Genomic DNA, 23,119 nt, shown 5'->3' with positions numbered 1-23,119 from the left:
GTGCTCCGCGCCGCCACGACCCGCGTACAGTACGGCTCACGCCGACGTCGTGGAGGAACACGTGATCCGCGGTATGCACGCCATGTTCTACCCGACGGAGGCCGACGCCCTTCGGACCTTCCTGGCCGACAAACTCGGGCTGCCCGGCACCGACACCGGTGGCGGATGGCTGATCCTCGACGCCCCGGAAGCCGACATCGGGGTGCATCCCACCGACGGCGACAACCCGCCGTCGGGGACCGCGGACATCTCCTTCTACCGCGACGACATCGAGCAGACCGTCGGTGAGCTCACCGCGCGTGGGGTCGAGTTCACCGGGGACATCGAGGACCACGGATACGGCCTGGTGACCCATTTCCGGGTGCCGGGCGGTTTCACGGTGCAGCTCTACCAGCCCCGCCATCAGAAGTGAGCGGCACGCGTCGCAACGGTGCACACCGGGCCCGGCGCCGCCGCGCGATACGGTGAAGGCGTGAGCACGCCCGTCCTCGACCTGCACGCCGATCCCGTCGACCTCACCGCCGCACTGGTCGACATCGAGAGCGAATCCCGCAACGAGACCGCGATCGCCGACGCGGTCGAGGCCGCATTACGTACTCAGACAACCGGATTCGAGATTGTGCGGCACGGCAATCGCGTTCTTGCGCGCACCGATCGGGGGCGCCCGAGCCGGGTGATCCTCGCCGGACACCTGGACACGGTGCCGGTGGCGGGCAACCTGCCGCATCGGCGCGAGACCGGCGGGCCCGACGGCGACGTGCTGCATGGGTGCGGCACCGTCGACATGAAATCCGGCGACGCCGTCTTCCTGCACCTGGCGGCGACGATGACCGATCCGGCCCACGACCTGACCCTGATCTTCTACGACTGCGAGGAGATCGCCGCCGAGTTCAACGGGCTCGGCGCGGTCGAGCGGGAACTTCCCGACTGGCTCAGGGGCGACGTCGCGATTCTCGGCGAACCGACCGCCGGCCTCATCGAGGCCGGGTGTCAGGGCACGCTGCGCGTGCGCCTGTCGGCCCGCGGTGTACGCGCACATTCGGCGCGATCGTGGATGGGGGACAACGCGATTCACAAACTCGGCGGGGTCCTGACAACGCTAGCCGCGTACCGCCCGCGTCGCGTCGACATCGACGGTTGCGAATACCGGGAGGGACTGTCCGCGGTCGGGATCGGTGGCGGGGTGGCCGGCAACGTCGTCCCGGACGAGTCCTGGGTCGACGTCAACTTCCGGTTCGCGCCGGACCGCAGCGTCGAGCAGGCCGTCGCGCACGTCCGCGAGGTGTTCGCCGACCAGCTCGCCGACGCCGAGCTCACCTTCGCGGTGACCGACTCGGCGGCCGGTGCGCTGCCCGGCCTGTCCCATCCGGCCGCCGCGGCACTGGTGAGCGCCGCCGACGGCAGATTCCGCGCCAAATACGGGTGGACCGACGTCTCGCGGTTCTCGGCGCTGGGCATCCCGGCGGTCAACCTCGGACCCGGTGACCCCAACCTGGCGCACCGCGTCGACGAGCGGGTGCCGGTCTCCCAGATCGGCGCCGTCGCCGATCTGTTGCGTGCATTTCTCTCCGGCCAATTAGCGTGAACCCCATGTCGTCAGCTGACCACGGGCCCGTCGGGGAACCGGGACGTCACCGTGCCGCCGATCCGACGGACGCGGAGACCCGCTACGTCGGACCCGTGCGGGTGCGACGCGAGCAACCACCGGACACGCGCCAGACCACCGATCGTCGTTTCCTCGAGTGGGTTGACCCGCGCGACAACACACTTCGCGCCGAACGCACGATGCGCGACTCCTGGCGGGTGCTGCGCATCCAGTCGGAGTTCGTCGCCGGATTCGACGCGATGAGCGAGGTCGCCGAGGCCGTCACGGTGTTCGGGTCCTCCCGGATCATCCCGGGCAGCGAAGAGTTCGAACTCGGGATTCGCCTCGGCTGGGCACTCGGCGAGGCCGGCTACGCCGTGATCACCGGAGGTGGTCCCGGCGCGATGGAGGCGGCCAACCGCGGCGCATGGGAGTCGGGTACGAAGTCGATCGGGCTGAACATCGAGCTCCCCTTCGAGCAACACCTCAACGAGTGGGTCGACACCGGTATGCACTTCCGGTACTTCTTCGTGCGCAAGACGATGTTCGTCAAGTACGCACAGGCGTTCGTCTGTCTGCCCGGCGGCTTCGGCACCCTCGACGAGATGTTCGAGGCGTTGACGCTGGTGCAGACGAAAAAGGTGGTCCGGTTCCCGATCGTGCTCATCGGACGCAACCACTGGTCCGGGCTCATCGACTGGATGCGCGACGTCCTGCTGGCCAAGCGGATGATCTCCGCCGACGACCTCGACCTGCTGCATGTCGTCGACGAACCCTCCGAGGCCGTCGAGATCATCGCGGCCGCCCGGGCCGGGCGCGCCGACCGGTGAGCGCGATCTGCGTGTACTGCGCCTCCGGGCCGGTCGACGGCGCCTACCTCGACCTGGCCACCGAACTCGGCACCGCGATCGGCACCGGCGGGCACACGCTGGTGTCGGGCGGTGGCAACATCTCGATGATGGGGGCGGTGGCCGAGGCCACCCGTGCCGCGGGCGGACGCACCGTCGGCATCATCCCGCGCGCCCTGATGGAACGTGAGGTCGCCGACCTCGGAGCCGACGAACTCGTCGTCACCGAGACGATGCGGGAACGCAAACGGCAGATGGATGACCGCGCCGACGGGTTCATCACCCTGCCCGGTGGCATCGGGACTCTCGAGGAACTGTTCGAGACCTGGACCGCGGGCTATCTCGGGATGCACGACAAGCCCGTCGTGATGCTCGATCCGGGCGGGTTCTACGCGCCGATGCTCGACTGGTTACAGTCCCTGACCGGCCAGGGTTTCGTCCGGCAGGCGGCCCTGGACCGGCTCACCGTGGTCGACTCGGTGGGGATGGCGATCGAAGTTGCTACTGCTCGGTAAGGTAGGCGATAGTGCGACAACGGCCGTTGTCGAGACCCGCGATGACCACAGGTCACGACCGAGGGAGTAGTTGACTGATGTCGAGCAGTGACACCCGCGACGCCGTCGGTCTCACCGACCTGATCAGGGGCGTCGTCGCGATGGCTCCGAGTGCGCCGGGCATGCTGCGGCACGCTCCCGGCCTGATCTATCGGCCGGCCGACGCCAAACGCACGATCGGCTCGATTTTTCAGAGACACGCGGCCGCACATCCGGATCGTCCGTTCATCCGGTTCGAGGGCCGGACCATGACCTACGGCGAGGTCAACCGCCGGGTCAACCGGTATGCGGCGGTGCTCGACGACCTCGGCGTGGGCCGCGGCGACGTCGTCGGCATCCTGGCCAAGAACTCGCCGACCGATCTGATGCTGATGCTCGCGACGGTGAAGCTCGGCGCGGTGGCCGGGATGCTCAACTACAACCAGCGCGGTCACATCCTGGAGCACAGCATGTCGTTGCTCGGCGCGACGGTGCTGGTACACGATCCCGACTGCGCCGAGGCGTTCGACTCGATCCCCGCGTCGGCGCTGCCGGAGCAGGTGCTGGACTTCGTGGCGTTCGACATCGCTGCCGACGGTCGGTCCGAGGAGAATCCGGCGGTGACCGAGACGTTGCCCGCCTCGACCAGGGCCTTTTACATCTTCACTTCCGGCACCACCGGTCTGCCCAAGGCCAGCGTGATGAGCCACAACCGGTGGCTGGCCAGCATGTCGGGGATCGGCGGCCTGGCGGTCCGGCTGCGTCACAGCGACACCATGTACGTGCCGCTGCCGCTTTACCACAACAACGCGTTGTCGGTGGCTCTCGCGTCGGTGCTGGCCTCGGGCGCGTGTATCGCCATCGGGCGGTCGTTCTCGGCGTCGAGGTTCTGGGACGACGTCATCCTCAACCGGGCCACCGCGTTCTGCTACATCGGGGAACTGTGCCGCTACCTGCTGGCCCAGCCGGAGAAACCCACCGACCGCACCCACGGCGTCAAGGTGGTCATCGGCAACGGCATGCGCCCGGAGATCTGGGACGAGTTCGCCGAACGATTCGGTATCGAACGCATCGTCGAATTCTACGGTGCCAGCGAAATGAACCTCGCCTTCGTCAACGCCTTCGGGGTCAAACGCACCGCAGGCTTCTGCCCCCTGCCCTACAAGATCGTCGACTACGACGCCGACGGCGAGCCCCGCCGGGACCGCAACGGCCGGCTCACCGAGGTACCCAAGGGCGGTACGGGGCTGCTCATCGCCCAGATCAGCGACCGGGTGCCGCTCGACGGTTACACCGACGACGACGCGACCGAGAAGAAGGTCATCCGCGACGCCTTCAAACCTGGCGACGCGTACTTCAACTCGGGTGATCTCGTCCGCGATCAGGGTTTCGCACACATCGCCTTCGTCGACCGTCTCGGCGACACGTTCCGCTGGAAGGGTGAGAACGTGGCGACCACCGAGGTGGAGGCCGCGCTCGACTCGTGTGACGCCATCGCACAGTCGGTGGCCTACGGCGTGGAGATCCCGGACACCGACGGGCGCGCGGGCATGGCAGCGGTGAAGCTCCGCGACGGTGCCGAACTCGATCCGGTGAAACTCGCCGCTCACCTCTACGGCGAACTCCCGTCCTACGCGGTGCCGCTGTTCATCCGGGTCGTCGACGATTTCGAACAGACCTCCACCTTCAAGAACCGGAAGGTGGAGCTGCGCGAGGAGGGCTACGAGACCACCGGCGACGATGCGGTCCACGTCCTCGCCGGACGCGACGCCGGCTACGTCGAGTTCTACGACGACTATCCGCGTGAGGTCGCGGCCGCCAAGGTGCCGCGCGGCTGACCGGGGCCGGATCGGTCCGGCTCCGCGAAAAGGCGGTCCGGAGGTCTCGTTACCCTGGGGGCCATGCTCCCGACCCTGTGCGGCAGACCCGTGGCGACCGATCGCGCTCTGGTCATGGCGATCGTCAACCGGACACCGGACTCGTTCTACGACAAAGGTGCCAGCTTCGCCGACCCGGCCGCGCAGGAGCGGGTCCGCCAGGTGGTGGACGAGGGCGCCGACATCATCGACATCGGTGGCGTCAAGGCCGGACCCGGTGACGAGGTCGACGCGGCCACGGAGACCGACCGGGTGGTCCCGATGATCGGGTGGATTCGCGACCGATACCCCGACGTCCTCATCAGCGTCGACACCTGGCGGGCCGAGGTCGCCGAGCGCGCGTGCGCCGCCGGCGCCGATCTGATCAACGACACCTGGGCCGGCGCCGACCCCGATCTGGTCAAGGTGGCCGCCGCCAGCAGGGCCGGAATCGTCTGTTCACACACCGGCGGGGCCACGGTCCGCACCCGGCCGCACCGCGTCACCTACGACGATGTGGTGGCCGATGTCGTCGCCGATGTGACCGCGGGCGCTTCCCGGGCCCTCGATGCCGGGGTGTCGCGAGACGCGATCGTGATCGATCCGACACATGATTTTGGCAAGAACACCCACCACGGGCTTGCCTTGTTACGTCACGTAAACGTTCTTGTTAATACCGGCTGGCCAGTGCTTATGGCACTGAGCAACAAGGACTTTGTAGGGGAGACTCTGGGTGTGGATCTCGACGAACGGCTGGAGGGGACCCTGGCCGCGACTGCTCTGAGCGCTGCCGCCGGCGCACGGATCTTTCGCGTGCACGAAGTCGCCGCCACTCGTCGCGTGGTCGACATGGTCGCTGCCATCGCGGGGACACGACCTCCCGCCCGAACAGTCAGGGGACTCGCATGACCGAAACGGCACGCCGAACCCAGTCGCGTCGCAAGGCGACCGTCGCCAACAATCGGGACAGAACCAACATCTGGCCGACCCCGGCCGACACCATGGGGGCCAAGCAGCGCTGGGCCGCCACGAACACCTGGGAACAGCCCGACTGGACGATCGACGAACTCGTCGCGGCCAAGGACGGCCGGACCGTCTCCGTGGTCCTTCCGGCCCTCAACGAGGAAGAGACCGTCGCCGACGTCATCGCGTCGATCCGGCCCCTGTACGGCACGCTGGTCGACGAGCTGATCGTCCTGGACTCCGGGTCCACCGACGCCACCGCCGAGCGGGCCCGTGCCGCGGGTGCCACCGTCATCAGCCGGGAGCAGGCCGTGCCCGAGCTCGAACCGGTCAAGGGCAAGGGCGAGGTGCTGTGGCGCTCGATCGCCGTCGCCACCGGTGACATCATCGCCTTCGTCGACTCCGACCTCATCGATCCCGATCCGATGTTCGTGCCCAAGATGCTCGGACCGCTGCTGATCGACCCGAGGATCCAACTCGTCAAGGGCTACTACCGCCGGCCGCTGCGCACCGGTGGTCAACACGACGCCAACGGTGGCGGCCGCGTCACCGAACTCGTCGCGCGGCCGCTGCTGGCCTCGCAGCGTCCCGATCTGACCGGGGTGCTCCAACCCCTCGGCGGCGAATACGCCGGCACCCGGGAACTGCTCTCGTCGGTACCGTTCGCGCCGGGCTACGGCGTCGAGATCGGCCTGCTGATCGACACCTTCGACAACTACGGGCTCGAAGGCATCGGGCAGGTCAACCTCGGCGTGCGTACGCACCGCAACCGCCCGCTCATCGAGCTTGGCGTGATGAGCCGGCAGATCGTCGGAACCCTCATGCGCCGCTGCGGTATCGATGACTCGGGGATCGGCCTGACCCAGTTCACCGCGGAGCCCGATGGCTCGTTCACGCCGCACACCACTGAGGTCTACCTCGAGGACAGGCCGCCGATGAACTCCATCCGGTCTGTGGAGACCGCCGACGAGGAGATGGCTTCCTGATCCGTCGGCGCCCGTGAGGCCGTCGCGACGCGGTCTGCCACCATGGACTCATGCAGACGTTGCTGCTGTACCTGCTGATCATGGCCGTTGTCGTGGCGGTGGTCTTCGCCGCGGTGTGGTTCGTCTTCGGGCGGGGTGAGGACCTGCCGCCGCTGCAGCGGGGGACCACCCTCACCCGGCTGCCACGTGCCGGGATCACCGGTGACAACGTGCGGGCGCTGACCTTCACCCAGACCCTGCGCGGCTATTCACCGTCCGAGGTCGACTGGGCGCTGGAGAAGTTGGCCCGCGAACTCGACGAACTCCGGGGCGTCGTGAACGACCTCCGCGACCGCGACGTGGCCGATCCACAGCCGGTCGCAGCGGACGCACCGGAGCAGACGGCGACCGGTCCGTGACACGGCAACGCCACGTGATCGGCAGGTACAACGGGGCCACGACGTATCATTGACGAGGCGCCCGTGGCATTTCGGACCGATGCCGGGGCGCGTTCCACAACCTTGTGGCGAATGCTCTGGAAGGAGTTCGAGAATGGCGGCGATGAAGCCACGTACTGGGGACGGCCCCCTCGAAGCGGCCAAGGAAGGACGTGGGATCGTTGTCCGGATTCCGATCGAAGGTGGCGGACGTCTGGTCGTGGAACTGACCGCCGACGAGGCGGCCGCCCTCGGCGAGGAGCTGCGCGGGGTCACCGGCTGAGCCGAGAATCCCTTGCCGCGGAGCCCCTCCGCGCGATCGCGTCAACTCTGCGGTGCCCGGTCTGCACCGGTCCTCTGACGGTCTCGGCCGACGACAGGTCACTGTGTTGTGACCGGTCACACCGGTTCGACATCGCGCGACAGGGCTATGTGTCGCTGTTCGACGGTCGGTCGACACCTCACCGCTCCGACACCGCGGCGATGGTGACGGCGCGCCGTCGGGTCCATGCCTCGGGGCTGTTCGACTCCGTGGCAGGCATCGTCGCCGGCATCGTCGAGCATGCCCTGACCCCGGCGGCTCCGGGCGTCGTGTTCGACGCGGGCGCCGGAACCGGCCACTACCTCGCCGCCACCCTCGATCGGGTCGATTCCGCGCGCGGCATCGGGGTCGATCTGTCCAAGTACTGCGCCCGCGCGATCGCCCGATCCCATCCGCGCGCCGCCGCGGTGGTCGCCGACCTGTGGCGACCACTCCCGATCGCCTCCGGATCGGTCGGTGCCATCCTGTCGATCTTCTCGCCGCGCAACGTCACCGAGTTCGCGCGGGTCCTCGATCCCGCCGGTGTACTGGTGGTGGTGACGCCCAATCCCGACCATCTCACCGAGATCATCGAACCGATGGGGATGCTCGCCGTGGGCGCCGACAAGGACGAACGCCTCGCCGCGACGCTCGCGGAGGACTTCGAGACCGTCGGTGAGCAGGTGCTGCGGGAACAGCACATGCTGGGCAGGGATGCTATCACCGACCTGGTCGCGATGGGCCCGTCGGCCTTTCACCGCTCCGCCGACGAGATCGCCGCCGACGCCGACGCCCTGACCGGCGGGGGGACCGAGGACATCGCGGTCTCGTTGTCGATCAGCGTCACCACGGCGACACCGCGCCGGTCCTGATCGGCGCGGTGTGCTCAGCGCAGGGTGGAGCGGTACACCTGCATGGTCTGCTCCGCGATCGTGGCCCAGGAGAACTCCTGCTCGGCGCGTTCGCGTCCCGCGATCCCCATCGCCGTGGCCACAGCGGGGTCGCCGACGACGGCGTTGACCGCGTCGGCGAGACCCTCCTCGAATGACGTCGGGTCCACCGGGTCATAGGCGACGAGACGTCCGGTGACGTTGTCGCGAACCACCTCTGGGATCCCACCGACCTCCGAGGCGACGACCGCCGTCGAGCAGGCCATCGCCTCGAGATTGACGATCCCCAGCGGTTCGTACACCGACGGGCAGATGAAAACGGTTGCTGCGGTGAGGATCTCGCGAATCCGCGGGTGGGGCAGCATTTCTCGCACCCAGTACACGCCGTCGCGTGTCTCGGACAGTTCGGTGACCGCGTTCTCGATCTCTGCCCCGATCTCCGGGGTGTCGGGGGCACCGGCGCACAGCACCAGCTGGATCTCGGGATCGAAGCGGTGAGCGGCTGCGATCAGGTGGGCGACGCCCTTCTGGCGGGTGATCCGGCCGACGAACGCGACGATCGGGCGGTCTGGGTCGACACCGAGTGTGACCAGCGACGACTCGGCGCCGTACGGATCGTCGACGGGATACCACCTGGTGGTGTCGATACCGTTGCGCACCACATGAACCCGATCCGGGTCGAGCCGCGGGTAGGTGTCGCAGACATCGGTGCGCATACCGGAGCTCACGGCGATGACGGCGTCGGCGTATTCGACGGCGTTGCGCTCGACCCAGCTCGACACGCGGTAGCCACCGCCGAGTTGCTCGGCCTTCCACGGGCGCATGGGCTCGAGCGAATGCGCGGTGAGAACGTGCGGGACGCCGTGCAATTGACCGGCGAGATGCCCGGCGAGCCCGGTGTACCAGGTGTGGGAATGCACCAGGTCCGCCTCGGCCGCGCCGAGGACCATCCGCAGATCCGTGGACAGCATCGTGAGGGCCGCGTTGGCCCCGGCGAGCCCCGGATCGGGCTGGTAGACATGGGCGGTCTCGCGTTCGGCGCCCATGCAGTGGACGTCGACCGTGGCGAGGTCGCGCAGGTGCCGCACCAACTCGGTGACGTGTACGCCGGCACCGCCGTACACCTCGGGTGGATACTCCCGGGTCATCATCGCCACCCTCATGCGCATGACGCTAGTGCCCCTACCCCGAGTTCGCCAATCACTGTGACCAAATTCAGTCCACCGACCATGGCCATTCGTCTGGCCCGAGCCTGCGATGCCGGATAAGTTGGTGCTGTGAGATCACAGCCGCACGTGCTCGGAATCGTCCTCGCCGGCGGCGAGGGGAAACGCCTTTACCCCTTGACGATGGACCGCGCCAAACCCGCGGTCCCGTTCGGGGGCTCCTACCGGTTGATCGATTTCGTGCTGTCCAATCTGGTCAACGCCGGATACGAACGCATCTGCGTGCTGACCCAATACAAGTCGCACTCGCTGGACCGGCATATCTCGCAGACCTGGTTCTCCTCGGGCTTCCACGGCGAATACATCACCCCGGTACCCGCCCAGCAGCGGCTCGGCCCGCGCTGGTACACCGGCAGTGCCGATGCCATCTTCCAGTCGATGAACCTCATCACCGACGAGCAACCCGAGTACATCGTCGTCTTCGGCGCCGATCACGTGTACCGGATGGACCCGTCGCAGATGGTCGAGGCGCACATCGCATCGGGCGCCGACGTCACGGTGGCCGGTATCCGCGTCCCGCGGTCGGAGGCCTTCGCGTTCGGTTGCATCGACTCCGACTCGTCGGGCCTCATCACCCGATTCCTGGAGAAGCCGAGCAATCCGCCCGGCACGCCCGATGATCCCGAGGTCACGTTCGCCTCGATGGGAAACTACGTGTTCACCACCGAGGCGCTCGTCGACGCCATCCGGGCCGACGCCGCCGACCCCGACTCCGACCACGACATGGGTGGCGACATCATCCCCGCGTTCGTGCGCCGCAACGCCGCATATGTCTACGATTTCAAAGACAACGAGGTGCCCGGCGAGACCGAACGCGACAAGGGCTACTGGCGCGACGTCGGAACCCTGGATGCGTTCTACGACGCCCATATGGACCTGGTGTCGGTGCACCCGATCTTCAACCTCTACAACCGGCGCTGGCCGATCCGCGGCGAGACGGTGAACCTGCCGCCGGCGAAGTTCGTGCAGGGCGGTGTCGCCCAGGACTCCGTCGTGGGTGCCGGCTGCATCATCTCGGCCGCCACGGTCAGCGACTCGGTGTTGTCGGCGAACGTGGTCATCGAGGACGGCGCCGTCGTCGAGGGCAGTGTGCTGATGCCCGGCGTGCGGGTCGGCAAGGGTGCGGTGGTGCGCCGCGCGATCCTGGACAAGAACGTGACCGTCGGCGAGGGAATGCAGCTCGGTGTCGACGTCGAGACCGACCGCGACCGGTTCTCGATGAGCGCCGGCGGCGTCGTCACCGTCGGCAAGGGCATCCGCGTCTAGCCGCGGCTGGCTACTGCGGTTCTTCCCCCGGTTCTCGGGTCGTCCGCTACCTGCAGATACCGGAAGACCGTGCTTCGGGGGACGAACCAGGGCGTAAGCCGAGCCGGGGCGTCAGCCGAGTTCGCCGCGGCAGGTGGCCAGACCCGAGGCGATGAGCTGCGGTGTGTCGGCGTCGGCGTTGGCCGGTAGCGCGTCCACGGGCCACCAGGCGAGGTCGATCGATTCGTCGCTGCGCAGAATCTCCGGAGGGGAACCGTCGGGAGTCGGCGGCGCGACCGCGGCGTAGCGCACATCGAGGTGGCGGGTGGGTACACCGAGCGAGCACGTGATCGGGTGGGTGTGCAGGTGCACCGGCCCCGAGGTCAGCCGCAGACCGGGAATCCCCGACTCCTCGCCGGCCTCCCGGGCGGCGGCGTCGGCGAGCGTCGCGTCGGTCTCCTCGCAGTGTCCGCCGAGCTGAATCCACTTGCCCACCCGCGGGTGCAGGGTCAACAGCACATGGCTCAAGGTGGCGTCGAAGACGATCACCGACGCCGTGAGATGCCCCGGTTCGCAGGCGCGCAGACACGCGGCGGGGACCGCGTCGAGGTAGGCCAGGTAGGTGTGGCGCAGCGAATCCTGCTCCGCGTCGGGCGCCGACCACCCGCGCAGTGCGTCGCCAGCGGACGCCCTCAGCGTACTCGCGCTCATCGCTGCACCACCAATCCGTCGGTGTCCGCCGGCGATCGCAGCCCGGAGTCGTGCAGCGGCCGGCCGATCGCCACCGCGCCCAACGGTTCCCAGCGCTCGTCGAGCTCGAGCACGTCGCGCACCACCTCCGGCGCGAAGATCGTCGAACCCACCCAGCAGCTCCCGATGCCGCGCACCGACAATGCGACGAGCAGTGCCGACACCGCACCCCCGGCGGCGACGGTGAACATGGTGTGCTCGGCCGCGGTGCGACGCGCGTCCGGGTAGTCGTGCGCACCGTCGGGTACCAGGAACGGGATCACCAGTTCGGGTGCGTCATAGAGGATCTGGCCGCGCCGCAGACGTTTGGTGACCGACTCCGCGGACTTGCGGTCCCGCTCCAGATCGGCGCGCCAGGCATCGGCCATCGCATCCAGCAATCGGATCCGGCGCTGTGCGGAACGCACCCAGACGAATCGGACCGGATGGGTGTGGTGGGGGGCCGGTGCGGTCAGGGCGTCGGCAAAGGCCGCCGCCATCACCTCCGGCTCGACCGGACCCGGTGTGAACGTGCGGACCGAGCGGCGGGTCAGCAGTGCCTCCTGCCGGCCCTGTGCGACGGCCTCGGCGACGCCGAGCCGGAAGAGGTCCTCGTCGGCCGGGCGGACGAGCGCGGCGGCGCCGGAGCCATCGTCGACCGGGGACAGGCCTCGGACCACCGCGATCGGCACCCCGGAGAGCTTGCCCTTGACCAGATCCGCCGCGGCGGCGATCTCGTCGGCGACGGCAATGTCGGTGACGACCAGCGGATTCCCGTACGCGTCCACCGAACCCTCGTAGGGGTGGCTGACCGCGATGCCCGCGGCGCCGATGGCGACGTCGGTCTGCCCGGTTCGCCAGGCGCGGCCCATCGTGTCGGTGACGATCACCGCGACATCGAGTCCGGCGAGTTCACGGATGCGTCCACGCAATCGGGACGCGCTGCCGTCGGGGTCCACAGGAAGCAGGGCCAGCTGATCGGATGCGACATTCGATCCGTCCACACCGGCCGCAGCCTGGACCAGGCCGAGTCGGTTCTCGGTGATCAGCGTGCGGTTCTTGCGCGCCAGCACGCGTACCGACTCTTCATCGATCAGCTTGCGGCGCAACGCATCTCGTTCGTCGGGGTCGCTCGGGGCGGAGATCATGCGACCCTCGACCTTGGAGAAGATCTTCGACGTCGCCACGACCACGTCACCGTCGGCGAGCCACGGGGCGGCCCCGAGCAGTTCGGCCGCGATGTCGCTCTTGGGACCGAACTCTCCGAGGCCGGTGACCGGCCGGATCTCGAGGGTCCCGGGCGCGCGATGATCGGCAAAACCGGTGTCGGGCGTCACGATGGGCTCCCGGCGCCGAGGTTCTGCTCTGGGGCGGTCACGCCGACCAGAGCGCACGCGTCGCGGACCATCTGTGCGGTGGCCGCGGGGCTGGTCATCAGCAGCGGGGCGGCGCCGATGGCGATCTGGTCGACGTCCGCGTGGTCGCCGTCGGCGATCAGCCATCCGTCCAGGATGCCGTTGCCGCCGCGGGCTCCGTAGTGGCGTGCGATGGCTTCCGCCGAGGTCTCCACGCCGATGACCGACAGGCATTCGTCGGCCATACCGCGCAACGGACGGTTGTCGATCACCGGTGAGATGCCCACCACCGGCGCCGAGGTCGTCCTCAGGGCGCTACGGATACCCGGGACGCTGACGATCGCCCCGATGCTGACGACCGGGTTGCTGGGCGCGAGGAGGACGATGTCGGCCTCTGCGATGGCCTCCGCGACGCCGGGGGCGGCCTTCGTGTCGTCGGAACCCACCTGGGCGAAACCGAAGGTGGGTATGCGGGCGCGATGGCGCACCCACCATTCCTGAAAGTGGATGGCGATCTGCTCGCCCGCCTCGCCGTCGGGTTTGGCGACCACCACATGGGTCTCGTGGCGGTCATCGGTCGCCGGCAGCAGCCGTACGCCGGGCTGCCATCGCCGGCACAGTGCCGCCGTGACGTCGGAGAGTCGGTACCCGGCGTCGAGCATCTGCGTGCGGATGAGGTGGGTGGCGAGATCTCGGTCGCCGAGCCCGAACCAGTCCGGATCGGCGCCGTAGGCGGCGAGTTCCTCTTTCGCGTGCCATGTTTCGCCCGCCCGGCCCCAGCCGCGCTCACGGTCGATACCTCCGCCGAGCGTGTACATGCACGTGTCTAGGTCCGGGCAGATCCGCACGCCGTGCATCCAGGCGTCATCGCCGACGTTGACGATCGCGGTGATCTCGTGTCGTCCGCGCGGATGATTTCCGTCCCCGGCCGCCGACTCCCCGGCGGCCGGTACCACCGGTTCCGGGAAAGGGGTCACGCCGAGTAGTTCCCGGACACCGGACAGGAATCGGGCGCCACCGACGCCGCCGACGAGGACCGTCACTTTCACCTCGTTCACTCTAGTGGTGCGTCTCGGAAGCAGGTGACTGGTCTCCGGCGTTCGATCGACGCCTGGCGGCGTTGTCGTCGGTCACGATCGCGCCGCTATCGCTCCCTCCTCCGCCTTGCCAGATCGCCGATCGCTCCACCGGATACCGGCCACCTGTTTCCGAGACACACCACTGGTGATGCCGACCCCGACCGTGTCGACCGCCGTCGTTGCGGCCATCGTGCGTGGTCAGGGCGGTGCCGTGGAGCGGGCGGGGTGCAGCCGGTCCGATTCGCTACCATGGGTGGCGATTTCGGGGGAGGGAATCGCGGACCTGTGAGGTTGTCGAGGGTCGGACACGCCATTCGTGTCGTCGCGGCGCATTCCCGCTCCCGGATGGTATTAAGGAATCTTTCGCTTTAACTTGACCGCGACCACCCTGCCCGTGTGTAATCACATCAGTGTCATTTTGGGTTCGAGATCGAGAATCGGTGGAACGCAACGATTTCGATCATTTGTTCGAAGAGCTCGAACGGGTTTGGCCCCCAGGCACGCGGTGAAGATCGATGGTGTGGGCAGATGTGGTGGGGCGGCCGGGCGGCCGCGGATCTGATGACTGGAACTGACAGACTTTCGAGCTAGGAGGCGCCGAGATGGCTTTTGAGAACCCGATCGGCAATCCCCTTGAACCACGCAACTATTCCGACCCTCGCAACTCGGTTGAACCGTTGGTTCAGGACGAGGACCGCGCCGACATCGGTGTGGGTGCCAATCACCTTGGGGTAGTAGGTGATTCATCCACGTGGTCGACGCTCGGCCGGGTCGCCGACGCCGAGGGCGTGTCCGAGTGGCCGCCGCGGCGCCATCTCTCGTTGGTGCCCAACGACTTTGACGATCTCTTCGACACTGTCGAAGAGCAGTGGCAGGAGCGGGCGCTCTGTGCGCAGACCGACCCGGAGGCGTTCTTCCCGGAGAAGGGCGGCTCCACCCGCGAGGCGAAGCGCATTTGCCAGGGCTGTGAGGTCAAGGCGGAATGCCTCGAGTTCGCGCTGCACAACGACGAGCGCTTCGGCATCTGGGGCGGACTCTCGGAGCGTGAGCGCCGCCGCCTCAAGCGCGGCATCATCTGACCGACAGCGTTCGGGCCGGCGCATTCGGGCCCAGCGGCGGCGACTCGCGCGGCCACCCCGTCGAGCGTGCACACCACAGCATCGAGCGTGCACGTAATCGCGTCGAACGTGCGGACAGCAACAGCAGACAAGCACAACGAACGCCAGAGTGCGCACGCTCGACGTTAGGGTGCGCACGATCGACGGTGCAGAGTGATGGTATGGGTGGCGTGATCGTGCGGCGGGTTCAGTCCGGGCCGCGGTCGATCGTGTCCTCGTCGACACCGAGATGGGTCGCGACCTGCTGCACCAGCACCTCGTGCACCAGTTCGAGGAGGTCGGTGCCGCGCTTGGCCCGGATCTCCAGCGGGCGACGGAACAGAATGATCTGCGCCCGCGTCGGCTGGCCGTGCACATCGATCCCGGCCGGGATGAGCCGGGCCAGCGGCACCGCACCGTCGGCGGTGACCTCCTCGGGCCACTGGATCGACTCGGGATCGCGGGGCAGCATCCGCGGGATCTCGTCGACGGCGATGTCGAGTCCGGCCAGCTGATCGTGCCAGCGTGTGTCGATCTCCGCGAAGGCCTCGAGGGCGACCCCGTCGAAGGCGTCGGCCCTGGTGGTGAATGCCGGCACGAACTGAGGAAGCAGTGGTGAGCGCAGCCCGTGGCCGCGGCGGTCGCGGCCACGCGTGCGTCGGGCCGTGGGGCGCGGCGGGGTGGAACGGATCTCGCCCGGCCGTCCCCGCGCGTCGGATGCCCGGGGATCGGACGCCCTGCCGCGCGCGTCGGAGGCGCGACCGCGCGGTTCGTCGGCGCGACCGCGAGACGGTCGGGGCGGATCGAATCGCATGACGCGAGTGTAGGGATTCGGCGGGAGTCTGTCTCGCCCCGGCCGGGTTTTCGAGCGTGTCGCCGCCGGTCTGCGCCCGGCGCCGGGATAACCTCTTGTGCGTGAAGCTTCCCCGACAGTGCTGCAGACCTGGCTGTGCTCGCGCGGCGGTGGCTACTCTGACCTTCGTCTATGCCGAGTCGACGGCGGTGATCGGCCCCCTGGCCAGTAGTCCCGAGCCGCACTCGTGGGATCTGTGTGACGAGCACGCCCGTCGGATCACGGTGCCGCGCGGATGGGAGATGTTGCGTAGCGAGCGCGGCTTCTCCGCGCCGATCGCCGAGGACTACGAACTGACCGCGCTGGCCGAGGCCGTGCGTGAGGTCGGTGGCGCGGATCGGGTCGGTCGGGCCGATCGGTTTCCGGATCGGTTCGACGGAGTCGACGAACCCTCGATCGGACGCCACCGTGCCGCCCGTACCGGTCCCCGCATACCCGAAACGCCGGTGCCGTCGGTCGACGACACCCCACGACGGCCCGCGCCGGGAGCCTCCGCCGCGCGTCCGCGGTCGGGGCGCCGGGGGCATCTGCGGGTGCTTCCGGACCCGATTGACTGACGCGTCGAGGCCGCGCACTGGGATTTCGCGCGCGACCCGCGTCGGGTCCGGTGGCGTGTGCGCACGGGTTCGATTGCGTCGCTAGGGTAGATGTCATGCGTACCGGTTCCCCCGACCTCGACGACGTCGAGGAACTGATCGCGGCGGACGTCGACGGTTTGCTACCGGCCGTCGCGCTCGCCGGCGCGCAGGTCCGATCGGTCGGCGAAGCGCAGCGCGAGGGGGTGCTCGAACCTCTCGGTCACCTGCGTCCGCGCAGCGTGGTGATCGTGTGCGGCGCGGCGGGAGCCGCGTCACCCGCCGCCCAGTTGGTGATCGCCGTCATCAGCACCCGCATCGACGTCCCGATCGTCTATGCCCCGGCCCTGCCCGGCTGGATCGGGCCCCTCGACGTGGTGGTGCTGGCCGGGGACGACGCCGGCGACATGGTGCTGGCCGACGCGGCGGCGCGGGCGGTGCGCCGTCGGGCGGAGGTCGTCGTCGCCGCGCCGATCGAGGGTCCTCTCCGCGACGCCCTGGCCGGCAACGGCATGGATCTGTCCCCGAGGGTGCCGGTGGATCCCAGGTTCCGCTTCGTGGGTTTCGTCGCCGCCCTGCTGGCCGTGTTCACCTCCCTGGCCGCGGTCCGCTTCACCGGTCAGGTGCCCGATATGGCCGAACTCGCCGACGCCCTCGACGAGGAGGCCGCGGCGAATCGTCCGGCCGGTGAGAGTTTCCACAATCGGGCGAAACTCCTCGCGGCGCGGCTCGACGGTCTGCAGCTGGTGTGGGTGGGTGACACCGCGGGAACGTCCGTGGTCGCCGGGCAGGCGGCCCATACGTTGGTCGCGCTCGCCGGAGTGATCAGTGCGGTCGCCGAGATCGGTGATGTGGTGCGGATGGTGCGTGACTGGTCCGAGCGGACCGGATCGACGCCGACCGATTCGATCTTCTACGACCCGCAGATCGACGGTCCGGCGCCCGCCGGACCGCCGCGGGTCGTCGTCGCCACCACCGCGGGACGCGAGTGGTACGTGCGTCGGCGCCTGGAAGGAATCGGGGACCTCGACGTGCTGACCGGCGACGGCGACGCCACCGGATCCGACGCGGCAGGTTCCGGGCCGTCGGTGACGCCGGCGCGGGAGGATCTCGGCGGCGACTCGCCGGGCGATCTTACCCGCCTGCTGCAGCTGCTCCTGCGCATCGAGATGGCCGCGGTGTACCTGCGGCTGATCGGAACCCGGGCGTGATGAGAGTTCTCGAGGGAGTGGTGCGTCCCTACGCGTGGGGATCGCGCACCGCGATCGCATCCTTGCGGGGAAGACCCGTCCCGTCGCCGCACCCGGAGGCCGAGCTGTGGTTCGGTGCCCACCAGGCGGCTCCGGCGCTCTGCCTGCACCCCGACGGCGCGCCCGACACCGATCTGCTGACCGCGATCGACGCCGACCGGGCCGCGATGCTGGGCTCGCGCATCACGGACGCGTTCGGTGGTCGACTGCCGTTTCTGCTGAAGGTGCTCGCCGCGGAGGAGCCGCTGTCGTTGCAGGCGCACCCGAGTGCCGAGCAGGCCCGGGAGGGATTCGAGCGGGAGAACGCCCTGGGGCTGCCGCTCGATGCCGCCGACCGCAACTACCGGGATCCGTGGCACAAACCCGAACTCATCGTCGCGCTCACCGAGTTCGACGCGCTCGCGGGTTTCCGGGATCCGGTGGTCACCGTCGAGCTGATGCGGGAGCTTCAGGTCTCCGAACTCGATCCGTACTTGGGAATGCTTGCCGGACAGCCGGATTCGGAGGGTTTGCGAGCCCTGTTCACGACGTGGCTGACGCTACCCGATGCGAGTATCAGTGCATTGGTGCCGGCGGTGCTCACCGGCGCGGTGAATCTGCTGAGCTCGGGTGACCCGCGGTTTGTCCCGGTCCTGCAGACCGTCCTGGAACTGGGTGAGATCTACCCGCGTGATCCCGGGGTCCTGGCGTCGTTGCTGCTCAACCGGATTTGCCTGCAACCGGGAGAGGCCCTGTTTCTGTCGGCCGGAAATCTCCATGCCTACCTGCACGGAACCGGCGTGGAGATCATGGCGAACTCCGACAACGTGCTGCGCGGCGGCCTGACGCCCAAGCACATCGACGTCCCGGAGCTGTTGCGCGTGCTCGACTTCACGCCGGTCGATGTCGCCGAACTGACCCCCGCGATCCGCACCGTCGGGGCCGAGCGCATCTATCTGACGCCTGCGCCGGAGTTCCGGCTGTCGCGGGTGGAACTCGACGGGACCGGGCTGCGCGACCCCTCCTCGATCTGCTTCGACATGCCCGGCCCCCAGATCCTCGCGGTGCTCGGTGGCGCCATCGAGGTTCGTCCGGCCGGTGGCAGGGCCGTCACCATCCCGGCCGGACAAGCCATCTGGATCGGCGACGACGAGCCGGACGTCGTGGTGCACGCGGGGTCGTCGCGAGCAGTCTTCGTCCGGGCCCTCGTCCCGTTCGGCGCCGGGGGCTGAGGTCGGGCTCAGGAGGTCAACGGTCCGCCGACGATGTTGGAGACGATGCCACCGATGATCCGGCTGCCGTCCTCGGAGCGCAATTCCTCGTACCAGGCGTCGGTCGCAGCCGGGTCCTTCGCGTGGGTCACATCGCAGCGCTTGCGGGCCCGCAGCACGAGATCCCCGGCCCGCTCCGTGCGGGCAGCCTCGTAGGCCTTCAGCGCGGCGTACACGTCGTCGGGGTTGTCCCGGAATGCGAACTGCAGAGCCACCGCGTCTTCCATCGCCGAACAGCCACCCTGGCCGATGTCGGGGGTGGTGTTGTGGGCGGCATCCCCGAGGATCGCGACCCGGCCCTTGACCCAGGTGTGGAACGGGTCGAGGTCGAGGATCTCCACGCGATTCGTGGTCGCCGGATCGAGGGCGGCGATCAGGGCCTGAACGCCCGGTGCCCAGCCGGCGAAGTGCTCGGTGAGGACCTCGCGAGCGGTACCGCGTTCGTACGGCTGCCCCTCGGGCAGCGGGACGTCGAAGAAGAAATAGAAGCGGTTGCCCGCGATCGGCATCGCCGAGACCCGCTTGCCGTCACCGACGTAGGTGGTCCACTCGGTGGCGGGGCCGATCGCCTCGTCGACCTCCACGAGACCGTTGAAGTTGACGTAGCCGGCGTAGCGTCGCTCCACCGAGTGACCGAGGACATACTCGCGCGTCAAGGACTTCGCGCCGTCCGCGGAGATCACCACATCCGCGGAAACCGTTGAACCGTCCGCGAATTCGACCGTCGCCGCATCCTCTCCGTCGCTGACGGCGACCATCTTCATTCCGAAGTGGATGTCGTCGATGCCGTAGGCCTCCATCAGCATCAGCTGCAGTTCGGCCCGCGCGACCGGATACGGACGCTGTCCGACCTCGTCGATCAACGGCTGCATGCTGAAGCGGCACATCGTCTCGCCGGTGAAACCGTCGATGTAGGACATCGAGTCGACGATGCCACCGAGGGCCGCGGTCTCGCTCTCGAGTCCGAGGTGGTTGAGGCACTTGACCCCGTTGGACCACACCGAGATGGCGGCTCCGACCGGCTTGTTCTCGGTGACCTGTTCGTACACCTCGACGTCGTGACCGAGTTGTTTGAGTGCGATGGCGGCGCTCAGCCCACCCATGCCTGCGCCGATGATTACGGCCTTCATGTGCTACAACCCCTTCGAACTCGTCGAACCCCGTCGTGCACCTCAGACTAAGGCGGATCCCACGATGGTGCGCGTCGAGGCGGACGGAGGTGTGGCCTCAGCGGCCGTCCAGGCCGGCCACGAGGGTGCTCACCATCTGTTCCCATTGGGCCGTGATGGTTTCGAGGTCGAGGCCGACGCCATCGCGGAAATACTTGACCGAGTCGGCGCTGAGCGGCGCCTGCACCGCGATCGAGACGACATCGATGCGGTCGCCGAAACCGAGCTGGCGCAACAAGATCTGCACGTGTCGGTTGGACGCTGCCCACACCGGATGATTCATGAAATCGGCCGCGGTGCTACCCGCCTCGATGAGGACGTCGAGATGGTCCACGGTCAACTTGAGCCGGGCGCGTCCGTAGGCCAGCAGGCGATCGAGCGGCGGAGCCCCCGGCCCGAGCGGTTCGGGACCGAAGAGGTAGGCCCGCTGGATCTCGGCCTCGGAATGGTCGAGCAGCGCGATCATCAGACCCGTGCGGCTGCCGAAGCGCCGGAAGACGGTGCCCTTGCCCACGCCCGCCTCGCGGGCGACCGCGTCCATCGTCACCGCCGCGGCACCCTGGGTGTCGATGAGGTTCTTGGCGGCGGCGAGGAGCAGGCGCCGATTGCGTGCCGCGTCGGCACGCTCGGTCTCGCCACCACCGGAGAGGCGGAGGGGGATGAGATCGCCGTTTGGACCTGTCGACACGTGATGAGGGTAACTGTTCACCGCATCGGGAAATTAATCGGACCATGGTCCGGTTGAGGTGGTAGTACTTGGCAAGAACTTAGAGGAGTGAACGTGTCGGAGAAGAACGTGGAGATTGTTGCGCTGGTGGGAAGCCTGCGGAAGGACTCGATCAACCGGGCACTGGCGCAGGTCGCCGTGGACAACGCGCCCTCGGGTGCGGCGGTCCGCATCGTCGAGGGTCTGGGTGAGTTGCCGTTCTACAGCGAGGACGACGACCCGTCGATCACCCCGGGAGCAACCCTGCCCGCCGGTGTCGAGGCGCTGCGCGAGGCCGTGGTCGCCGCGGATGCCGTGCTGCTGGTCACGCCCGAGTACAACGGCACCATCCCTGCGGTCCTCAAGAACGCCATCGACTGGCTCTCGCGGCCCTACGGCTCCGGCGCGCTGTCGAACAAGCCGGTCGGCGTGATCGGTGCGGCCCTCGGCCGCTATGCGGGCACCTGGTCGCGGGAGGACACCCGCAAGTCGGTCCGGATCGCCGGCGGCCGGGTCGTCGAGGATGTGGAGGTCGGCATTCAGACCTCGGCCCTCGGTGAGAACGGGGTCGGCGACGCCGACGTGGTCGCCCAGGTCGTCGTCGCCGTCGGCCTGCTCGTCGATGAGACGAGCGTCGTCGCCGCCTGAGTCGGTCCATCGGACATTTTCCGCGCGCCGTCGCGGGGCTTTCCACAGCCCAGCGACGGCGCGCTGTTCTGTCTGGCTGTGGACGGTCTCGGGACATGTTGTGGACAGGGATGGGACAACGTGTGGACGACACGCCGGACACGCCGGGATTCACGATCGCGCACGGGCTGCGACCTGCAAGTTTCATGAATGTTATTCACAACCCCTTGTGGTGCACCCAAATGTCAGACACTAGGTGTAGTGTTTTGGACACCAGCGAGGCAGATGACGAGCAGCGTGTGATTGCGCGGATGACGCCACGAAGTCGGTGATCTGGGTCACTTTCTTCACGTTGGGAAAGTGTCCGTCGCGGGTGACCGCGGGAGACGGGGTCCGCACCTTTCGGGGACGGACGGCGACGCCTGAATCGGGTGGAGCCGGAGCAGGAGGACCGCAAGCCGATCCAGTGAGATTCACCCAGCGTCAGCCAGATCCAGCAGTGTCAGCGAGATCGAGCAAGGAGAACTTTGATGGCCATCACCGTCTACACCAAGCCCGCCTGCGTCCAGTGCAACGCGACCTACAAGGCGCTCGACAAGCAGGGGCTGGACTACGAGGTCGTCGACATCAGTGAGGACGCCGAGGCCCGTGACTACGTGATGGCACTGGGCTACCTGCAGGCGCCCGTGGTGGTGGTGGGTGACGAGCACTGGTCGGGCTTCCGTCCCGACCGCATCAAGGCGATCGCCGTCAACGCGGCCTGAGGCTCCGGTCCACGGCTGGGCGTGGTGATCCGAAGGGGAAGCCGGATCGAGCGTCGTAGCCTGGATGTGGGGCCTGAAACCGACAAGTCGGCGTTCAGACAAGACAGCGGTCAGACAAGACAGTCAGCAAGCCGACGGAGGTGTAGGAGCGATGGGTCCGACACCGTTGATCGTCTACTTCTCGTCGGTGTCGGAGAACACCCACCGGTTCGTCGAGAAGCTGGGGATGCGCAGCGTGCGGATACCGCTGATCGATCGGGCCGGTGGGTTTCGCGTCGACGAACCCTATGTCCTGATCTGCCCGACCTACGGCGGCGGCAAGGCGTCGTCGCCGATCGGGGGCGGCTTCGTGCCGAAGCAGGTCATCAAGTTCCTGAACAACGAGCACAACCGCGCCCTGATCCGGGGTGTGATCGCCGCGGGCAACACCAACTTCGGTGAGGAGTTCTGCTACGCCGGCGACATCATCTCGCGCAAATGCAGGGTGCCCTACCTCTATCGGTTCGAGTTGATGGGCACTGCCGACGACGTCGACCGCGTCCGCGCCGGGCTCGCGGAATTCGCGCAGAGCCCATCGTGCACCGATCCGGCCCGGGCCGTGCTCAGCGCCGCGCGCGCCTGAGTTGTCGGACCCTGGAGTTGTCGGACCCACCCAGTACTTTTCTCTTATAACGAACATCTAGTGCCAGGAGTCTTCGTGTCGCCAACCGCCACCCCCGTCTCCGAGACCGCGTCTGCCAGCCAATCGGGGCTCCACGCCGGCCCGAGTGGTCACGCACCCGGTGAGCTGGACTACCACGCGTTGAACGCGATGCT

At 68.1% G+C, this 23,119-nt stretch carries 25 protein-coding genes; 18 read left to right on the top strand and 7 right to left on the bottom strand.

Features of this window, described 5'->3' with window-relative positions; translation table 11 throughout:
- The first annotated feature begins 61 nt into the window (after positions 1–61).
- The 10 genes from GORHZ_RS14955 (at position 62) to GORHZ_RS14910 (ending at position 8,360) form a co-directional block, all read left to right on the top strand.
- Entirely contained in the window at positions 62–412 is a 351-nt protein-coding gene (locus tag GORHZ_RS14955; RefSeq protein WP_006334334.1) for a VOC family protein, read from the top strand.
- A 60-nt stretch (positions 413–472) separates the two neighbouring features.
- Complete coding sequence (gene dapE, locus GORHZ_RS14950; protein ID WP_040532141.1) at positions 473–1,585, top strand: succinyl-diaminopimelate desuccinylase; 1,113 nt, start codon at positions 473–475, stop codon at positions 1,583–1,585.
- A 5-nt stretch (positions 1,586–1,590) separates the two neighbouring features.
- Positions 1,591–2,415, top strand: coding sequence for an LOG family protein (locus tag GORHZ_RS14945; RefSeq protein WP_006334332.1), 825 nt, complete (start codon positions 1,591–1,593; stop codon positions 2,413–2,415).
- Positions 2,412–2,948 carry an LOG family protein gene (locus GORHZ_RS14940; protein WP_040532114.1) on the top strand — a complete coding sequence of 179 codons (537 nt, stop codon included), beginning with the start codon at positions 2,412–2,414 and terminating at the stop codon, positions 2,946–2,948. The genes GORHZ_RS14945 and GORHZ_RS14940 overlap by 4 nt, the downstream gene beginning before the upstream one ends.
- Positions 2,949–3,025: 77 nt before the next feature.
- Positions 3,026–4,804, top strand: a complete 1,779-nt coding sequence (locus tag GORHZ_RS14935; protein ID WP_006334330.1) for a long-chain-acyl-CoA synthetase — start codon at positions 3,026–3,028, stop codon at positions 4,802–4,804.
- A 63-nt stretch (positions 4,805–4,867) separates the two neighbouring features.
- The gene (folP, locus tag GORHZ_RS14930; protein ID WP_006334329.1) at positions 4,868–5,731 is read left to right on the top strand and encodes a dihydropteroate synthase; all 864 of its coding nucleotides are present in this window, start codon (positions 4,868–4,870) and stop codon (positions 5,729–5,731) included.
- Entirely contained in the window at positions 5,728–6,771 is a 1,044-nt protein-coding gene (locus tag GORHZ_RS14925) for a glucosyl-3-phosphoglycerate synthase (protein ID WP_006334328.1), read from the top strand. Before folP ends, GORHZ_RS14925 begins: the two co-directional genes overlap by 4 nt.
- Positions 6,772–6,821: 50 nt before the next feature.
- Positions 6,822–7,169, top strand: a complete 348-nt coding sequence (locus tag GORHZ_RS14920) for a DivIVA domain-containing protein (RefSeq protein ID WP_006334327.1) — start codon at positions 6,822–6,824, stop codon at positions 7,167–7,169.
- A gap of 133 nt (positions 7,170–7,302) precedes the next feature.
- On the top strand, positions 7,303–7,470 hold the full coding sequence (locus GORHZ_RS14915; RefSeq protein WP_004019232.1) for a DUF3117 domain-containing protein: 168 nt from the start codon (positions 7,303–7,305) through the stop codon (positions 7,468–7,470).
- Positions 7,467–8,360, top strand: a complete 894-nt coding sequence (locus GORHZ_RS14910; protein ID WP_373279611.1) for a putative RNA methyltransferase — start codon at positions 7,467–7,469, stop codon at positions 8,358–8,360. Before GORHZ_RS14915 ends, GORHZ_RS14910 begins: the two co-directional genes overlap by 4 nt.
- Positions 8,361–8,374: 14 nt before the next feature.
- Here the strand turns inward: GORHZ_RS14910 and glgA are convergent, their stop codons facing one another.
- On the bottom strand, positions 8,375–9,541 hold the full coding sequence (gene glgA, locus GORHZ_RS14905) for a glycogen synthase (RefSeq protein ID WP_217998331.1): 1,167 nt from the start codon (positions 9,539–9,541) through the stop codon (positions 8,375–8,377).
- A gap of 114 nt (positions 9,542–9,655) precedes the next feature.
- On the opposite strand from glgA, the gene glgC reads away from it, so the two are divergent.
- Positions 9,656–10,870, top strand: a complete 1,215-nt coding sequence (gene glgC, locus GORHZ_RS14900) for a glucose-1-phosphate adenylyltransferase (protein WP_006334324.1) — start codon at positions 9,656–9,658, stop codon at positions 10,868–10,870.
- A 111-nt stretch (positions 10,871–10,981) separates the two neighbouring features.
- Here glgC and GORHZ_RS14895 read toward each other — a convergent pair whose 3' ends face one another.
- From GORHZ_RS14895 to cofD, 3 genes are read right to left on the bottom strand one after another with little or no spacing between them, the layout of a single operon-like run.
- Positions 10,982–11,560 (bottom strand): NUDIX hydrolase, encoded by a 579-nt coding sequence (locus tag GORHZ_RS14895; RefSeq protein ID WP_006334323.1) that lies wholly within the window; start codon positions 11,558–11,560, stop codon positions 10,982–10,984.
- The gene (locus tag GORHZ_RS14890) at positions 11,557–12,915 is read right to left on the bottom strand and encodes a coenzyme F420-0:L-glutamate ligase (RefSeq protein WP_006334322.1); all 1,359 of its coding nucleotides are present in this window, start codon (positions 12,913–12,915) and stop codon (positions 11,557–11,559) included. Before GORHZ_RS14890 ends, GORHZ_RS14895 begins: the two co-directional genes overlap by 4 nt.
- A complete protein-coding gene (gene cofD, locus GORHZ_RS31675) occupies positions 12,912–13,982 on the bottom strand; it encodes a 2-phospho-L-lactate transferase (RefSeq protein WP_040532134.1) in 1,071 nt (356 codons plus the stop codon). Before cofD ends, GORHZ_RS14890 begins: the two co-directional genes overlap by 4 nt.
- Before the next feature lie 851 nt (positions 13,983–14,833).
- Between cofD and GORHZ_RS31250 the strand changes: the two genes are divergently transcribed.
- Positions 14,834–15,091 (top strand): WhiB family transcriptional regulator, encoded by a 258-nt coding sequence (locus tag GORHZ_RS31250; protein WP_169330672.1) that lies wholly within the window; start codon positions 14,834–14,836, stop codon positions 15,089–15,091.
- A 226-nt stretch (positions 15,092–15,317) separates the two neighbouring features.
- On the opposite strand, the gene GORHZ_RS14875 is transcribed toward GORHZ_RS31250, so the two are convergent.
- A complete protein-coding gene (locus tag GORHZ_RS14875; RefSeq protein ID WP_006334319.1) occupies positions 15,318–15,923 on the bottom strand; it encodes a metallopeptidase family protein in 606 nt (201 codons plus the stop codon).
- A gap of 101 nt (positions 15,924–16,024) precedes the next feature.
- Here GORHZ_RS14875 and GORHZ_RS14870 point away from each other — a divergent pair, with 101 nt between their 5' ends.
- The 3 genes from GORHZ_RS14870 (at position 16,025) to manA (ending at position 18,998) form a co-directional block, all read left to right on the top strand.
- Complete coding sequence (locus GORHZ_RS14870) at positions 16,025–16,519, top strand: DUF3499 domain-containing protein (RefSeq protein ID WP_083877311.1); 495 nt, start codon at positions 16,025–16,027, stop codon at positions 16,517–16,519.
- 95 nt (positions 16,520–16,614) lie between these two features.
- Entirely contained in the window at positions 16,615–17,748 is a 1,134-nt protein-coding gene (locus GORHZ_RS14865) for a hypothetical protein (protein ID WP_006334317.1), read from the top strand.
- Complete coding sequence (gene manA, locus GORHZ_RS14860; protein ID WP_006334316.1) at positions 17,748–18,998, top strand: mannose-6-phosphate isomerase, class I; 1,251 nt, start codon at positions 17,748–17,750, stop codon at positions 18,996–18,998. Before GORHZ_RS14865 ends, manA begins: the two co-directional genes overlap by 1 nt.
- A gap of 8 nt (positions 18,999–19,006) precedes the next feature.
- Here manA and hpxO read toward each other — a convergent pair whose 3' ends face one another.
- Together hpxO and GORHZ_RS14850 are read right to left on the bottom strand one after the other, a co-directional pair.
- Positions 19,007–20,167: an FAD-dependent urate hydroxylase HpxO gene (gene hpxO / locus GORHZ_RS14855; protein WP_006334315.1), complete on the bottom strand. Its 1,161-nt coding sequence runs from the start codon at positions 20,165–20,167 to the stop codon at positions 19,007–19,009.
- A 97-nt stretch (positions 20,168–20,264) separates the two neighbouring features.
- Positions 20,265–20,894 carry a TetR/AcrR family transcriptional regulator gene (locus tag GORHZ_RS14850; protein WP_006334314.1) on the bottom strand — a complete coding sequence of 210 codons (630 nt, stop codon included), beginning with the start codon at positions 20,892–20,894 and terminating at the stop codon, positions 20,265–20,267.
- Positions 20,895–20,987: 93 nt separating this feature from the next.
- Between GORHZ_RS14850 and GORHZ_RS14845 the strand changes: the two genes are divergently transcribed.
- From GORHZ_RS14845 to nrdI, 3 genes are all read left to right on the top strand, one after another.
- A complete protein-coding gene (locus tag GORHZ_RS14845) occupies positions 20,988–21,560 on the top strand; it encodes an NAD(P)H-dependent oxidoreductase (RefSeq protein WP_006334313.1) in 573 nt (190 codons plus the stop codon).
- Between the two features lie 509 nt (positions 21,561–22,069).
- Positions 22,070–22,303: a redoxin NrdH gene (locus GORHZ_RS14840; protein WP_006334312.1), complete on the top strand. Its 234-nt coding sequence runs from the start codon at positions 22,070–22,072 to the stop codon at positions 22,301–22,303.
- 151 nt (positions 22,304–22,454) lie between these two features.
- Positions 22,455–22,925 carry a class Ib ribonucleoside-diphosphate reductase assembly flavoprotein NrdI gene (gene nrdI / locus GORHZ_RS14835; protein WP_006334311.1) on the top strand — a complete coding sequence of 157 codons (471 nt, stop codon included), beginning with the start codon at positions 22,455–22,457 and terminating at the stop codon, positions 22,923–22,925.
- Positions 22,926–23,119: the final 194 nt, after the last annotated feature.

This window comes from Gordonia rhizosphera NBRC 16068, assembly GCF_000298195.1.
GTDB lineage: Bacteria > Actinomycetota > Actinomycetes > Mycobacteriales > Mycobacteriaceae > Gordonia > Gordonia rhizosphera.
The sequence above is the reverse complement of the archived record's forward strand: the minus strand, read 5'-3'. Positions and strand labels throughout refer to the sequence as shown.